The organism is Comamonas sp. DB36 (assembly GCF_057914905.1).
Genome location: NZ_CP196631.1, coordinates 2,152,136 through 2,167,947, shown reverse-complemented (window position 1 = coordinate 2,167,947; position 15,812 = coordinate 2,152,136). Strand labels below are relative to the sequence as shown.

Sequence of the window (15,812 nt, the reverse complement as noted above, 5' to 3'; positions counted from 1 at the left end):
CCCGGAGTATGCCCGGGAATGGCTGCCTCTTGCATATCAAAGAAGGGGCGAACAAAGCCTGGCGACAGAATCGCCCAGCCGCGGGAAGAAGCGCTGCTTGCGTTCGTAGTGCACCAGGCGCGCGTTCTCCAGATCGAGCACGAACTGCGTGGCCAGGTCGCCGTTGAGCTTGGCGCCGTAGCCTATCGCGCAGACTTCGTAGTTGAGAAAGAAGCTGCGGTGGTCGAAATTCGCCGTGCCTATGATCGCCAGACTGTCGTCGACCACCAGGGTCTTGGAATGCAGCATGCGTGCGCGGTATTCGTAGACCTTGGCACCGCAGGCGATCAGTTCGTCGAAGTAGGAGCGCGCGGCCATGGTGACGATGAACGAATCGGACTTCTCGGGCACCAGCAGCTGCACGTCGACGCCGCGCAGCGCGGCATTGGTCAGTGCTGTCATCGCGGCTTCGGTGGGAACGAAATACGGCGTCGTGAGCCACACGCGCGCATCGGCGGCGTTGATCGCCGCGACATAGGCGCGGTGGATGGCTTCGAGCCGGTTGTCGGGGCCCGAGCTCACGATCTGCACCGCATGCTGGCCTTCGGCGAGGTCGGGCAACAGTTCATCGAGGTCCGGCGGCTCGACCGGGTGGCTGCGCTCCAGCGCATACGACCAGTCTTCGAGAAACACGGTTTGCAGCCAGTTGACCACCGGGCCTTCGAGCCGCAGGTGCACGTCATGGTAGGCGCAGTCCATCACGCGCTTGTCTTCCTCATCGGTGATGTTGACCCCGCCCGTGAAGCCCACTTTGCCGTCGCAGACCAGGATCTTGCGGTGGGTGCGGAAATTGATCACCGGGCGCAGGCGCCGGCCTATCTTGGAGGGGTGGAAGAAAGCGAACTCGCCGCCGGCCTCGACCAGCGGCGCGTAGAACTTGCGGCGTATCTTCTTGGAGCCCATGGAGTCGACCAGCATGCGCACCTTGACGCCGGCGCGCGCGCGCTCGACCAGCGCATCCATCAGCGCCGTGCCGGTCTGGTCGGGCTCAAACACGTAGTACTCGAGGTGCACATGGTGGCGCGCGGCGCGCACGGCTTCGAGGATGGCGTCATAGGTCCGGTCGCCGCCGACCAGCAGATCCATGCGCTCGGCGCTGCTGACCGGGAAATCGGCCGTGCGGCTCACCAGGCGCGCCACCTGCTGCAGGCGCACGGTAGCGGCCGGCACATGCTCGCGCAGCCGCGCCGCGCTCATGCGCAGGCGCGAGGACTTGTGGCTGCGCAGCCGCTTGTTGCGCAGCCGCTTGAGCCGCTGTGGTCCGAAGAAGTAGTAGACGCCCAGCCCGCCCACGGGCAGCGCCGCCAGCGCCAGCAGCCAGCCCAGCGTGGCCACGGGCGCGCTGCGCTGCATCAGCACCCAGACGCCTATCACCAGTGCATACACCGACCAAATCAGCCAGAACATCGAGTGGGTGTTCTCGGCGTTCCAGACATCGCTGAACCATTGCACTTGAAAGCCTTTGAAAAAAATAAAAAGCCGACAGCACAAGGCTGTCGGCTTGAGAGGATCAAAGCGTCACACGCTCAATCGGTCGTGGCTTCTTCGGGCTCGGCCGGTTCCGACCGGCCGCGCTCCTTGCGCGGCAGGGGCTGGATGTCGAGCTGCACTTCGCCCGCAGCGCCACCTTCGCCTTCGACCCAGTCGACGCCCAGGCGACCGCCGTCCACCAGTCGGCCGAACAGCAGTTCGTCGGCCAGCGAGCGCCGGATCGTGTCCTGGATCAGGCGCTGCATGGGACGCGCGCCCATCAGCGGATCGAAGCCGGCCTTGGCCAGGTGCTTGCGCAGGCTGTCGGTGAACGTGACTTCGACACGCTTCTCTGCGAGCTGGGTTTCGAGCTGCAGCAGGAACTTGTCGACCACGCGCATGATGACCTGCTCGTCAAGCGACTTGAAGCCCACGATCGCGTCCAGACGGTTGCGGAACTCGGGTGTGAACAGGCGCTTGATGTCGCCCATTTCGTCCCCGGCAGCCCGCGGGTTGGTGAACCCTATGCTGGCCTTGTTCATGGTCTCGGCGCCCGCATTCGTCGTCATGATGATGATGATGTTGCGGAAGTCGGCCTTGCGTCCGTTGTTGTCCGTGAGCGTGCCATGGTCCATGACCTGCAGCAGCACGTTGAAGATGTCGGGATGCGCCTTCTCGATTTCATCGAGCAGCAGCACCGCGTGCGGCTTCTTCGTGATGGCTTCGGTCAGCAGACCACCCTGGTCGAAACCAACGTAGCCCGGAGGCGCGCCGATCAGGCGGCTCACCGCATGGCGCTCCATGTACTCCGACATGTCGAAGCGGATCAGGTCCACGCCCATGATGAACGCCAGCTGCTTGGCGGCCTCGGTCTTGCCCACGCCCGTGGGGCCGCTGAACAGGAAAGAGCCAATGGGCTTGTCGCCCTTGCCCAGTCCCGAGCGCGCCATCTTGACGGCCGAGGCCAGCACTTCCAGCGCCTTGTCCTGGCCGAACACCACGCTCTTGAGGTCGCGTTCGAGCGTCTGCAGCTTGCTGCGGTCGTCGTTCGAGACGTTCGCGGGCGGAATGCGCGCGATCTTGGCGACGATTTCCTCGATCTCGGCCTTGCCTATGGTCTTCTTGCGCTTGGACGCGACCAGGATGCGCTGGGCAGCGCCGGCTTCGTCGATCACGTCAATCGCCTTGTCGGGCAGGTGACGGTCGTTGATGTACTTGGCCGACAGCTCGGCTGCCGCCTGCAGCGCCGCCGCAGCGTACTTCACGTTGTGGTGCTCTTCGAAGCGCGACTTCAGACCCTTGAGGATCTCTATCGTCTCCGACACCGTGGGCTCGACCACGTCGACCTTCTGGAAACGCCGCGACAGGGCTGCGTCCTTTTCGAAGATGCCGCGGTACTCGGTGAAGGTCGTTGCGCCGATGCACTTGAGCTGGCCGCTCGACAGCGCGGGCTTGAGCAGGTTGGACGCGTCCAGCGTTCCGCCCGAGGCCGCACCCGCACCGATCAGGGTGTGGATTTCATCGATGAACAGCACCGCATTGGGCTTGTCCTTGAGCGACTTGAGCACGCCCTTGAGGCGCTGCTCGAAATCGCCGCGGTACTTGGTGCCCGCGAGCAGCGAACCCATGTCGAGCGAATAGACCACGGCCTCGGCCAGGATCTCGGGCACATCACCCTGGGTGATGCGCCATGCCAGGCCTTCGGCAATGGCCGTCTTGCCCACACCGGCCTCGCCCACCAGCAGCGGGTTGTTCTTGCGCCGGCGGCACAGGATCTGTATCGTGCGCTCGACTTCGTAGTTGCGCCCGATCAGCGGATCGATCTTGCCTTCCTTGGCGGCCTGGTTCAGGTTGAGCGTGAACTGCTCGAGCGGCGAAGCCTTTTCCTGGCGCTCGCTGTTGCCGCCCTCTTCGCCTTCGGCCTGGCCTTCGGACTTGGCGGCTTCGGGCGGTTCGCTCTTCTTGATGCCGTGGGCAATGAAATTGACCACGTCCAGGCGCGTCACGCCCTGCTGGTGCAGGTAGTAGACCGCATGCGAATCCTTTTCGCCGAAGATCGCCACCAGCACGTTAGCGCCGTTGACTTCCTTCTTGCCATTGCCCGTGGACTGCACGTGCATGATGGCGCGCTGGATCACACGCTGGAAGCCCAGCGTGGGTTGGGTATCGACTTCGTCGCTACCGGCGACCTGCGGCGTGTTGTCCTTGATGAAGTTGGACAGGGAGGCGCGCAGATCATCAATGCTCGCCGAGCAGGCGCGCAATACTTCGGCAGCACTGGGGTTGTCGAGCAGCGCGAGCAGAAGGTGTTCCACGGTGATGAATTCGTGGCGCTGCTGACGGGCCTCGACAAAGGCCATGTGCAAGCTGACTTCCAGTTCCTGGGCAATCATGAGAGGACTCCTTTTGGCTTGCGTGATTTCATTATGGAGATAAATCGGGGCGGTTGCAGCTTATTCAACAGGCTCCAACGTTGCCTGTAGTGGATGACCCGCTTTCAGCGCGGCCTGGTGCACCTGATCGACCTTGGTCGCCGCGATATCGCGCGGAAAGACTCCGCAGATGCCGCGGCCGTCAAGGTGGATCTTGAGCATGATCTGGGTCGCGGTTTCCCGGTCCTTGCTGAACAGTTCCTGGAGCACGGCAATGACGAACTCCATCGGTGTGTAGTCATCGTTGAGCATGACCACCTGGTACATCTTGGGGGGCTGCACACGCTGCGCGCGCCGCTCCATTACGACCGAACCAGCGTCGTCTGCGCCTGGCCCCTCGGGGGGCTTTGGTGGAATGGAAGGGGGTTGTGTTGCCATGAATTCATTCTAGCGAGCCATACCGGCTCTTTTGTCTTCCCAGATGGGAAGGGAAACACCAATTTCAAGCCTGCGCCCGCGGCATTTTCCGCCAGTGTCGCGCAAACCGGCGGTTTTCATTCGTAGATCACCGTCGCGTGGCCGCTGCCGGCCTGCGCCGTCCAGGCTGCGAGCGCGGCGTCGCTGGGATAGAAACGGCTGCTGTCGCCGAGTTGCAACTCCGCCACAGCCGCGCCCTGCGGCGACTCGCAGCGCAGGCCCAGGCGCACGCGCAGGCCGTGCACCACAGGCTCGGCCTGCTCGTGCTCGACGCGGCGCGCAGGGAAATCGCCCAGCACGCGCAGCACGTCGGGCATGGCGTCGCCCACGCTGACCTGCAGATAGCGGCCGAACTTGCAGCGCGCGTCGGCCAGGCTCCACAGCTGCTGGACCTTCATGCGCAGCCCGCCGCTGAAGTGGTCCAGCTGCAGCCGGCCGCTGACGACGACGAACTCGTCCTCCTTGAGCAGCTCCTTGTGCGCGTTGAGCACGGCTTCGTCGGCCGAAGCTTCGATCACGCCCGACTTGTCGTCGATCTTGAACAGTCCCAGGCGGCCGCGCTGGCCGGTGATCGCGCGGAAATCGCTGATGATGCCGGCCATGACCTGGGGCTCGCGGCTGTCGCGCATCTCCTCGATGCGCGTGCGCACGAAGCGCCGCACCTCGGTCTCGACTTCATCGAACAGATGGCCCGAAAGATAGTAGCCGACCGCGGTCTTCTCCAGCGTGAGCCGCTCCTTGATGCCCCAGGGCAGGCGCTCGGCAAGCTCGGGCTCCTGCGTGCTCGAGCCCACGGCGTCGTCGCCCATCATGTCGAACAGCCCGCCCTGGTTGGCGTTGGCATGGGTCGCATTCGCGAACTCGAACGCGGTGTCTATGGACGCCACGAGCGAGGCGCGGTTCTGGTGGATGGCGTCGAACGCGCCGGCCTTGATCAGGGCCTCGAGCGTGCGCTTATTCAGCCGCGTTCTATCCACGCGCAGGCAGAAGTCGAACAGGCTCTTGAACGGGCCTTTTTCCGTCCCCCGGGGACCCGTGCCCGTGCCTTCGCGCGCGGCGACAATGGCTTCGATCGCGGCCTGGCCGCCACCCTTGACGGCACCCAGGCCGTAGCGGATGACCTTGTCGGTCACGGGCTCAAAGCGGTAGCGGCCGCGGTTGACGTCCGGCGGCTCGAAGGTCAGGCCCATCTTCAGCGCGTCTTCGTAGAGCACCTTGAGCTTGTCGGTGTCGTCCATTTCCACGGTCATGTTCGCGCAGAAGAACTCGGCCGTGTAGTGCACCTTGAGCCAGCCCGTGTGGTATGCCAGCAACGAGTACGCGGCCGCGTGCGACTTGTTGAAGCCGTAGCCCGCGAACTTCTCCATCAAGTCAAAGACTTCGTCGGCCTTTTCTTGGTTCAGCCCGTTCTTCGCCGCGCCTTCGCGGAACAGCTCGCGGTGCTTGGCCATCTCCTCGGCCTTCTTCTTGCCCATCGCGCGGCGCAAGAGATCGGCGCCGCCCAGCGAGTAGCCGCCCAGCACCTGGGCGGTCTGCATCACCTGCTCCTGGTAGACCATGATGCCGTAGGTCTCGGCCAGCACCTTCTCGACCATGGGGTGCGGGTACTCGACGACTTCGCGCCCGTGCTTGCGCGCCACGAAACTGGGAATCAGGTCCATGGGACCGGGACGGTACAGCGCGTTGAGCGCGATCAGGTCTTCGAGGCGGCTGGGCTTGGCGTCGCGCAGCATGCCCTGCATGCCGCGGCTTTCAAACTGGAACACCGCTTCCGTCTTGCCTTCGGAAAACAGCCGGTAGGTCGGATGGTCGTCGAGCGGAATGCGCTCGTAGGCAAAGTTTTCCTGACCCTTGTGGCGCGCCATGATGAATTCGCGCGCGATCTCGAGAATCGTCAGCGTGGCCAGGCCCAAAAAGTCGAACTTCACCAGGCCGATGTCCTCGACGTCGTCCTTGTCGAACTGGCTCACCGCCGAGTCGCTGCCCGGTTGCTGGTAGAGCGGGCAGAAGTCGGCCAGCCGGCCCGGAGCGATCACCACACCGCCGGCGTGCATGCCGATATTGCGCGTCATGCCTTCGAGGCGCTGGGCCATCTCGATCAGCGTCTTGACGTCCTCTTCCTTCTCGATGCGCTCGGCGAGCATGGGCTCGGCCTCGATCGCATAGGTGTACTTGTCGCCCTCCTTCTTCGGGTTGGGCGGGTACTTGAGCGTGACATGCAGTCCGGGCTTGTTCGGGATCAGCTTGGAGATGCCGTCGCAGAACGTGTAGCTCATGTCGAGCGCGCGGCCCACGTCGCGGATGGCAGCGCGCGCAGCCATGGTGCCGAAGGTCGCGATCTGGCTGACGGCGTCGCGGCCGTAGCGCTGCTTGACGTAGTCGATCACGCGGTCGCGGTTGGACTGGCAGAAGTCGATGTCGAAGTCGGGCATCGAAACGCGCTCCGGGTTCAGGAAGCGCTCGAACAGCAGGTTGTACTCGAGCGGGTCCAGATCGGTGATGTTGAGCACATAGGCCACCAGCGAGCCCGCGCCCGAACCCCGGCCCGGCCCCACGGGGCAGCCGTTGTTCTTGGCCCACTTGATGAAGTCGCCCACGATCAGGAAGTAGCCCGGAAACCCCATCTTCAAAATGGTGTTGAGCTCGAACTCGAGCCGCTCGACATAGCGCGGGCGCTCCTGATCGCGCTTGGCGACATCGGGATAAAGCAGCGCCAGCCGCACTTCGAGGCCGTCGAACGATTCCTGGCGGAAGAACGACTCCATCGTCATGCCCTCGGGCACCGGGAAGTTGGGCAGCTGCGGCGAGCCCAGCACCAGCGTCAGGCTGCAGCGGCGCGCGATCTCCACGCTGTTGGCGATGGCCGAAGGCAGGTCGGCGAACAGCGCCTGCATTTCGGCCTGGGTCTTGAAGTATTGCTCGCGCGTGAAGCGGCGCACGCGCTTGGGGTTGCCCAGAATTTCGCCTTCGGCGATGCACACGCGCGCTTCGTGTGCTTCGTAGTCGTCGGCCGTGGAGAACTGGATGGGGTGGGTCGCGACCACCGGCAGGTTCAGACGCGCGGCCAGCTGCGCGGCCGCGAGCACATGGGCTTCGTCGTCGGCGCGGCCCGCGCGTTGCAACTCGATGTAAAAGCGATGGGGAAACATTGCAGCAAGCCGCAGCGCCTGGTTGGCGGCTCCGGCCATGTCGCCGCGCATCAGCGCCTGGCCCACGGGCCCGGCCTGGGCGCCCGCCAGCACGATCAGGCCTTCGCCCAATTCCTGCAGCCATTCCCAGGTGTGGACCGCCTGGGATTTGACGACGTTGCGCGTCCAGCCGCGCGCCAGCAGCTCGCAGAGGTTGTGGTAGCCGGCCTTGTTCTGTACCAGCAGAATCACGCGCGACGGCGCGCCGCCGTCCTCGCCCTCGAGCTGGATTTCGGTGCCGAGCAAGGGCTTGACGCCCTTGCCCCGGCCTTCCTTGTAGAACTTGATGGCGCCGAACATGTTGTTGTAGTCGGTGATCGCCATCGCAGCTTGCCCGTCTGCCGCGGCTGCCTTGATGATGGAATTGATACGGGTGGTTCCGTCGATGACGGAAAACTCGGAGTGCAGGCGCAAATGAACAAACATGGGCAGCATTGTAGAAAGGCCTGGGGACCGCGGGACAAAGCGGCCCCCCGCAGGCCCCGCGCGGCACGGGCCTTTGCGGACATTACAATGCCGTATCCTGCGCCTTTATCGGCCTTGGCACTCCCGTGGGAGCGCCCACCACCAGATGCCCCTTATTGCCAGAAAGCTTCCTGCCATGCTGCGTTTGTCCTCGCCTCTTCTTCCTGCCGTGCTCGCTGCGGGCTTGCTGGCGGCTTGTTCCAGCACCCAGGAAGATCCAACGGCCAAGTGGACTCCGGACCGGATCTACACCGAAGCGCGCGACGAAGTCTCGGCCGGCGCGTTCGACAAGGCCGTGCCGCTGTTCGAAAAACTCGAAGGCCGCGCTGCGGGCACGCCGCTGGCCCAGCAGGCCCAGCTCGAAAAGGCCTATGCCCAGTACAAGGCCGGCGAAAAAGCCCAGGCCCAGGCCACGTTGGACCGCTTTCTCAAGCTGCACCCGGCCAGCCCGGCCACCGATTACGCGCTCTACCTCAAGGGCCTGGTCAACTTCAACGACAACCTCGGAATGTTTTCCTGGATCTCGCGCCAGGACCTGTCCGAGCGCGACCAGCAGGCGGCCAAGGATTCGTACGAGTCCTTCCGCGCGGTCGTGACGCGTTTTCCCGAATCCAAGTACGCCAACGATTCACGCCAGCGCATGACCTATATCGTCAACTCGCTGGCCCAGTACGAAGTGCATGTCGCGCGCTACTACTATGAGCGCGGCGCCTATGTGGCCGCGATCGGCCGCGCCCAGACCGCGCTGGCAGAGTACGAAGGCGTGCCCGCGGTGCGCGAAGCGCTGCAGATCCTGATCAAGTCGTATGACGCGCTGGGCATGACCCAGCTGCGCGACGACAGCAAGCGCGTGCTCGACACCACCTTCCCCGAAGGCGGCACGCCAGGCACGGCCGGCCTCACGAAGTCGAGTCCCTGGTGGAAGTTCTGGTAAGCGCCAGCGCGGCCAGCGCGGCGTCGTAATCGGCCACGGTTTTAAGGCGGCGCATGGGCGGCAGCGCCGCGAGCAACCGCCGGCCGTAGGGCTTGGCGACCAGGCGGGTATCGGCCACGACCAGCACGCCCTGGTCGGTTTCCCTGCGTATCAGCCGCCCCGCGCCCTGCTTCAAGGCCATTGCCGCCTCGGGCAGCATGTAGTCGCGAAACGCGTTGCGGCCCACGGCTTCGAGCTGCTGCGAGCGCGCCTCGACCAGCGGGTCATCGGGCGGCGGGAACGGCAGCTTGTCGATCACCACCAGTTCGAGCGCATCGCCGGGCATGTCGACGCCTTCCCAGAACGTCGCCGAAGCGACCAGGATGCAGCCCTTGCCGCCGCCATCCTGTCCGCAACGAAAGCGCTCGAGCAACAGCTGCTTGGGCGCCTGGCCCTGGACCAGCACCTCCAGATCTGAAAACAGCCCGAACTGCGCCTGCAATGCCGCGCCTATGACCTGCAAGGCCTTGGTGGTCGTGGTCAGCACCAGCGTGCGCCCGCCCAGCACTTCAGCCGAACGCTGTACCAGCGCTGCGACCTCGGCGCTGTGCGTGGGCGTGCCGGGCGCGGGAAATTCCGCGGGCACATAGACCGCCGCCTGCTGCGCATAGTCGAACGGACTGTCGACGCGCAAAATACGCGCGTCGCGCAGCCCGCAGGGCTCGGTGAACCAACTGAGCGCGGCGTCATCGCCCAGCGTCGCCGAGGTGAAGATCCACGACGCGGGCCGCCCCTCGTGCGGGACTTCGGCCCCCGCAGCCCCCTCGCCTTCCTGCAGCAGCCGCGTGCGCACGATGCGCGCGATGCTCAGCGGCGATTCGATCATGCGCAGATGGCGGCTGCCGATATCGAGCCAGCGCACGGTGTCGTCGCTGCTGGTGCGGCCAAACAATGCCAGGCGGCGCAGCAGCGCTTCGCCGCGCGCATAGAGCTGGCGCAATTCTGCGGCCATTTCCTCGACGCCGCCGAGCGCGACCAGCGCCGCGTGCAAGGCCTGGCCCAGCGCCGAGAAAGCGCGCGACCAGGCCAGCGCGTCCAGCCCGTCGGGCACGGCGCCCAGCCAGCGCAGGCGCTCGCCCACGGCGGCGCGCCCGACCGCGAGCCTTAGATCGCGCACCGTGCGCTCCAGATCGGCGCTCAGCTGCATCCAGTCGCCCATGCCGCGCGCATGCTCGAGCGTCTGCGCGAGAAAATCGCGCCCATAGCCCTGGAGCTGGGCCGTGCCCACGAGCGTGCCCGCGAACTGGATGCCAGTCTCGTTGAGCTGGTGGGCTTCGTCGAACACCACCACGCCCACCGAGGGCAGCAGCTGGGCCACGCCCGACTCGCGCACTTCCAGATCGGCAAAGAACAGATGGTGGTTGACCACGACCACATCGGCAACCAGGGCCGCGCGCCGCGCGACGTTGAGATGGCAGGGCTCGAACTGCGGACAGGCGCTGCCCAGGCAGCTGTCGCGCGTCGACGTGACCAGCGGCCAGACGGGCGAGTCTTCGCTCACGGCCGACAGTTCGGCCAGATCTCCGGTGCGCGTGACGCGCGCCCACTCCTCGACGCGCGCCAGCGTGCGCAGCAGCTGCGGATCCTGGGGCGCGCCCCGTCCCTGGCGCGCCTGGCCCAGATGGTGCTGGCACAGATAGCTGGGTCTGCCCTTGAGCTGGGCCATGCGCAGCGGCAGGCCCAGCATGCGCGTGAGACTCGGAAGGTCGCGCGAGAACAGCTGGTCCTGCAAGGCCTTGGTGGCCGTGGAGATCAGCACACGCTTGCCGCTGAGCAGCGCGGGCACGAGGTAGGAATAGGTCTTGCCCACGCCCGTGCCGGCCTCGACCACGAGCACGCCCCCATCGGCAATGGTTTCGGCGACCGCGATCGCCATTTCGGTCTGGCCGCTGCGCGGGCGGAAATGCGGCTGCGCGCGCGCAATCACTCCGCCTTCGGAAAAAGCCGCCTGTACGGCGGAAAAATAATCGTTCACGCCGCTCCTGGAACCTGTTCAGACTTGGAGAGCATTCTAAAAGCTTCATGCGCCGGGTCCGATTGCATGGACTCTGCCTGCCACAGTGCGCAGACCATGTCTCTCTGGGAGTAGACCGCGATCCGGCTGCCCGGGCCCGCGCCCGAATGGCCCACGGGGTGCAACTGCGCGTCGCGCGCATGCAGCATCAGCCCCAGTCCGTAGGCCGGATCCGGATGCAATGCGCAGCGGTGCTCGGGCAGCGCGCGGCACTCGTACATCTGCGCGAGCGTTCCCGGCTGCAGCAGGTGGCCGCGGACCAGCGCGGCGAGCAGCCGCGCCGCATCGAGCGTGGTTCCGGTCACCAGGCCGTGATAGACCCAGCCGGGGTGGTAGCCAGACGCGTCGCCCATGTTCACGTCGGCAAGATCGGGCGGCAGCCGCGCGCTGGTGAGGCCCGCGGGCTGGAACACGCAGGTCCTGAGCGCATCGGCCAGTCCCAGGCCCATGGCCCGCGCGATCTGCCGGCCCACATACAGATAACCCACATTGGAATAGCGCCAGCCCTGCCCTGGCATGCCGCGCGTCGAGCGCACATCGACCCGGTCGAGCAGCTGTTCGACCGACCACGGCGTGCGGCCCGCGGCGACATCGCCCTGGTATTGCGCGATCAGCCCGTAATCTGCCAAGCCGGCCTCGTGCCGCAGCAGCTGGCGCAGGGTGAAGCACTCACCCTCGATAGGCGTATCGAGGCACAGCATGCCATCCTCGACCAGCCGCAGCGCCGCAACGGCCAGCACGGTCTTGGTGAAGCTCCACCAGGGCACGGCGGCGCTGTCGCCGCTGAGCGTCGTCTGGCCGGAAGAATCGATCAGGGCGAGGGATTGGGCAGGCATGGCGTTGCACGGAAAGGGGCGACAGACTGCAGTCTGCCACCCTTGCGCGCCGCTGCCCAATCCGGGGAATTCGCCGCGCAGGGCTTATGGCAGCGAAAGAAACTCGCCCACGAGCTGATTGAAACGCTCGGCATGCTCCCACTGAGCCCAGTGGCCGCATTGGTTGAACACGTGGAACTCGGCGTTGCGGATTCCCCAGATCAGGCGCAGGCCCACGTCCATGGGAACGAAACGGTCGTCGCGGCCCCAGATCACCAGCGTGCTGGCGTTGATCTCGTGCAGCCGGTGGCCGTAGTCGGGGAACTGCCGGGGATTGGCTTGGCTGCTTCTGACGAAGTTTTCCAGGTGTTCGCGGCGCGCGAGCATGTTGTCCAGGCGCTGCTGGAACAGCTCGTCGGTCATGCTGCTCGCGTCGTAGACAAAGACGCTCATCATCTTCCTGAGATTGTCTATCGTCGGGTTGCGGTACAGCGCACCGATCAGCTTGATGCCTTCGGTCGGCATGGGCACGAACTGGCTCGGGCCGCCCGTGCCCCCGCCCATCAGCACCAGCTTGCCCACCTGATCGGGATAGCGCAGCGCGAAAGCGACGGCGCTGTGCGCGCCCATGGAGTTGCCGATGATGTGGACCTTGTCCAACTGCAGCACATCGAGCAGGCCCTTGAGCGCCGACGCATTCAGGTCCGAGCGCGAGCCCGGGTTGACGATGCTGTCGCTGCGGCCCCAGCCCGGGCAGTCGAGCAGGATCACGCGAAAGCCCTTGGCGACCAGGGGCTCGATGTTGCGCTGGAAATTGGCCCAGCCGGTCGCGCCCGGGCCCGAGCCGTGCAGCATGACGACGACACGATTGCCCTGGCCCACGTCGTTGTAGTGCACCTGCAGGTCCAGGCCGGATTCGCTGATGCGCACCAGATGGCTGGTGGCTTGTTCTGTGATGGGGTTGGACATTGCTGCTCCTTGTCGTTTCAATCAGGTGGCCGCGCGCGCGCGCTGCTGCAAAATGTCCAGCGCCACGTCGACGATCATGTCTTCCTGGCCGCCGACCATGCGGCGCTTGCCCAGCTCGACCAGGATGTCCACGGCTTTGAGGCCGTACTTGGCCGCGGCCACTTCGGCGTGGCGCAGGAACGAGCTGTAGACCCCCGCATAGCCCAGGGCCAGCGTCTCGCGGTCCACGCGTACCGGCCGGTCCTGCAGCGGGCGCACGATGTCGTCAGCCGCGTCCATCAGCTTGTACAGATCGGTGCCATGGTTCCAGCCCAGGCGGTCGGCCGCGGCAATGAACACTTCCAGCGGCGCATTGCCCGCGCCCGCGCCCATGCCCGCCAGGCTTGCGTCCACGCGGTCGCAGCCTTCTTCCACGGCCACGATGGAGTTGGCCACGCCCAGGCTCAGGTTGTGGTGGGCGTGCATTCCCGTCTGGGTTTCGGGCTTCAGGATGTCCTTGAACGCGCGAAAGCGCTCGCGCACGTCCTGCATGCCCAGCGCGCCGCCCGAATCGACCACGTAGCAGCAGGTCGCGCCATAGCTTTCCATGAGCTTGGCCTGCTGCGCCAGGCCTTGCGGCGTCTGCATGTGGCTCATCATCAGAAAGCCCACGGCTTCCATGCCCAGATGGCGCGCGTATTCGATGTGCTGGCGCGAGACGTCGGCTTCGGTGCAGTGCGTGGCCACGCGCACCACGCGCACGCCGGCCTCATACGCGGCTTTCAGGTCATGGACGGTGCCAATGCCCGGCAGCAGCAGCGTGGTGATCTTGGCGTTCTTGACCACGCCGGCCACGGCTTCTATCCATTCGAGGTCGGTGTGGGCGCCAAAGCCGTAGTTGAAGCTCGAGCCCTGCAGGCCGTCGCCATGCGCGACTTCGATGGAGTCGACCCTGGCCTCGTCGAGCGCCCGGGCGATCTGCTGCACCTGGGCAATGCTGTACTGGTGGCGGATGGCGTGGCTGCCGTCGCGCAGCGTGACATCGGAGATATAGAGTTTATTTTGCATGGTGTGCTCCTCAGGCGGTGGCCACGGCTTGAGCCGCGAGCATGCGTGCGGCCATTTGCTCGGCCGTGCGCAGGCCGGCGCTGGTCATGATGTCGAGGTTGCCCGCATAGGCCGGCAGGTAATGCGCCGCGCCTTCGACTTCGAGAAACACCGAGGTTTTCAGGCCCGTCATGGCGTCGCCCACGCCCGGAATGCGTATCGGCTGGGCAATGCGGTCGAACTGCACTTTCTGCTTCAAGCGGTAGCCGGGCACATAGGACTGCACGGCCGCGGCCATGCGCGCCACCGACTCGGCAATCGCGTCCTGTTCGGCAAAGTCGCTGAGCGTGTAGACCGTGTCGCGCATGATCAGCGGCGGCTCGGCCGGGTTCATGACGATGATGGCCTTGCCGCGGGTCGCGCCGCCGACCACTTCGATCGCCTTGGAGGTGGTCTCGGTGAACTCGTCGATGTTGGCGCGCGTTCCCGGCCCAGCGCTCTTGCTGGCAATGGAGGCAATGATTTCGCCGTAATGCACCTTGGCCACGCGCGACACCGCGGCCACCATGGGAATGGTGGCCTGGCCGCCGCAGGTCACCATGTTGAGGTTCAGCGCGTCCAGGTGCGCGTCGCCGTTCACCACGGGAATGCAGTAGGGGCCAATGGCTGCGGGCGTCAGATCGATCATGCGAATGCCGGGCTTCAGAGCCCGCAGCAGCGCGTCGTTCTTCACATGCGCGCCGGCCGAAGTGGCGTCGAAGACGAAGGCTATGTCGGCGAACTGCGCCATGCGCGTGAGGCCTTCAACGCCTTCGTGCGTGGTCGCCACGCCCATGCGGGCGGCGCGCGCCAGGCCGTCGGACGCCGGATCGATGCCGACCATGGCGGCCATTTCTATGTGCTGGCCGTGGCGCAGTATCTTGATCATCAAGTCCGTGCCGATGTTGCCGCTGCCGATGATGGCAGCCTTGAGTTTGCGGGTCATCGCATTTGCCTTAGGTAAAAAATCAATCGATGGAAGCGCCGCTGGCCTTGACCAGCGGCGCCCAGCGCGCGGCTTCTGCGGACATGAAGCTGCCGAACTGCACGGGCGTTGACGGGAAGGCCTGCATGCCCTGCTCGGCAAAACGCTTTTGCACTTCAGGGTCCTTCATCGCCGCATGCAGGGCGTCGTTGAGCCGCTGCACCACGGGCGCGGGCGTGCCTGCCCTGGCGACCGCGCCAAACCAGACCTGGGCGTCGAGGCCGGTCAGGCCGAGCTCGAGCAGCGTGGGCACCTGGGGCATCTGCGGCGCGCGCTCGGCGGCGGCGATCGCCAGCGGCCGCAGCTTCCTGCCCGCGATCAAGGGTGCGGTGCTGATCACCGGGTCGAACATCATGTCGACCTGACCGGCCATCAGGTCCTGCAGGCCAGGCGCCGAGCCCTTGTAGGGCACATGCGTGAACTGGCCCTGGGTCTTGCTGCGGAACACTTCGCCCAGCAGATGGCCTATCGAGCCCGGGCCCTGCGAGGCAAAGCTCAGCCCCTTGGCTTCGGTCCTGGCCGCCTTGATCAGGCCGTCGACATCCTTGATGGGGCTGTTTTCGGGCACGACCAGCACCAGCGGCGAGCGGATCAGCGAGGTGATGGGCGTGAAATCCTTGAGCGGGTCATAGGAGAACTTGCGAAACAGCACGGGGTTGATGGCGAACATTTCGGTCGCGCCCACGTAGATCGTGTGGCCGTCGGCCGGCGCCTGGCGCACCTGGGCGGCGGCGATCTGGCCGCCGCCGCCGGGCTTGTTCTCGACGATCACCGCCTTGCCCAGGTTCTCGCCCATCTTCAGCGCGAGCGCGCGCGCCACGGTGTCGGTGATGCCGCCCGCGGGAAACGGCACGACCATGGTGACCTGGCGCTGGGGAAAGGCCGCTGCCGGCTGGGCCAGCGCCAGGCCGGGAAGCGCCAGCGCGCAGGCCAGCAGGAATTGTCGTTTGAGGCTCATTTTTGTCTCCTGAATGGAATGG

Annotated in this window: 11 protein-coding genes; 1 reads left to right on the top strand and 10 read right to left on the bottom strand. The window is 65.6% G+C overall.

From position 1 onward, the window contains the following. Positions 1-36: 36 nt before the first annotated feature. The 4 genes from cls to dnaE all read right to left on the bottom strand — a co-directional run bounded on the left by cls (position 37) and on the right by dnaE (position 7,972). Positions 37-1,446: a cardiolipin synthase gene (gene cls, locus ACSVDO_RS10020; protein ID WP_489596378.1), complete on the bottom strand. Its 1,410-nt coding sequence runs from the start codon at positions 1,444-1,446 to the stop codon at positions 37-39. A gap of 119 nt (positions 1,447-1,565) precedes the next feature. Further along, positions 1,566-3,902, bottom strand: coding sequence for an ATP-dependent Clp protease ATP-binding subunit ClpA (clpA, locus tag ACSVDO_RS10015; RefSeq protein ID WP_332536715.1), 2,337 nt, complete (start codon positions 3,900-3,902; stop codon positions 1,566-1,568). 60 nt (positions 3,903-3,962) lie between these two features. Then, positions 3,963-4,319, bottom strand: coding sequence for an ATP-dependent Clp protease adapter ClpS (gene clpS, locus ACSVDO_RS10010; protein WP_332536716.1), 357 nt, complete (start codon positions 4,317-4,319; stop codon positions 3,963-3,965). A 116-nt stretch (positions 4,320-4,435) separates the two neighbouring features. Then, positions 4,436-7,972, bottom strand: a complete 3,537-nt coding sequence (dnaE, locus tag ACSVDO_RS10005; protein ID WP_489596230.1) for a DNA polymerase III subunit alpha — start codon at positions 7,970-7,972, stop codon at positions 4,436-4,438. Positions 7,973-8,147: 175 nt separating this feature from the next. On the opposite strand from dnaE, the gene ACSVDO_RS10000 reads away from it, so the two are divergent. Then, the gene (locus ACSVDO_RS10000; protein WP_489596228.1) at positions 8,148-8,945 is read left to right on the top strand and encodes an outer membrane protein assembly factor BamD; all 798 of its coding nucleotides are present in this window, start codon (positions 8,148-8,150) and stop codon (positions 8,943-8,945) included. Here the strand turns inward: ACSVDO_RS10000 and yoaA are convergent. From yoaA to ACSVDO_RS09970, 6 genes are all read right to left on the bottom strand, one after another. Next, positions 8,911-10,959 (bottom strand): DNA repair helicase YoaA, encoded by a 2,049-nt coding sequence (gene yoaA / locus ACSVDO_RS09995; protein WP_489596226.1) that lies wholly within the window; start codon positions 10,957-10,959, stop codon positions 8,911-8,913. The genes ACSVDO_RS10000 and yoaA overlap by 35 nt on opposite strands. Continuing rightward, a complete protein-coding gene (locus ACSVDO_RS09990) occupies positions 10,956-11,834 on the bottom strand; it encodes a serine hydrolase domain-containing protein (protein WP_489596224.1) in 879 nt (292 codons plus the stop codon). The genes yoaA and ACSVDO_RS09990 overlap by 4 nt, the downstream gene beginning before the upstream one ends. 84 nt (positions 11,835-11,918) lie before the next feature. Next, positions 11,919-12,782, bottom strand: a complete 864-nt coding sequence (locus ACSVDO_RS09985; RefSeq protein ID WP_489596222.1) for an alpha/beta fold hydrolase — start codon at positions 12,780-12,782, stop codon at positions 11,919-11,921. Between the two features lie 21 nt (positions 12,783-12,803). After that, complete coding sequence (gene dmpG, locus ACSVDO_RS09980; protein ID WP_489596221.1) at positions 12,804-13,829, bottom strand: 4-hydroxy-2-oxovalerate aldolase; 1,026 nt, start codon at positions 13,827-13,829, stop codon at positions 12,804-12,806. Positions 13,830-13,839: 10 nt separating this feature from the next. Continuing rightward, positions 13,840-14,793, bottom strand: coding sequence for an acetaldehyde dehydrogenase (acetylating) (locus tag ACSVDO_RS09975; RefSeq protein ID WP_489596219.1), 954 nt, complete (start codon positions 14,791-14,793; stop codon positions 13,840-13,842). Between the two features lie 22 nt (positions 14,794-14,815). Then, the gene (locus ACSVDO_RS09970) at positions 14,816-15,790 is read right to left on the bottom strand and encodes a Bug family tripartite tricarboxylate transporter substrate binding protein (protein ID WP_489596218.1); all 975 of its coding nucleotides are present in this window, start codon (positions 15,788-15,790) and stop codon (positions 14,816-14,818) included. Positions 15,791-15,812: the final 22 nt, after the last annotated feature.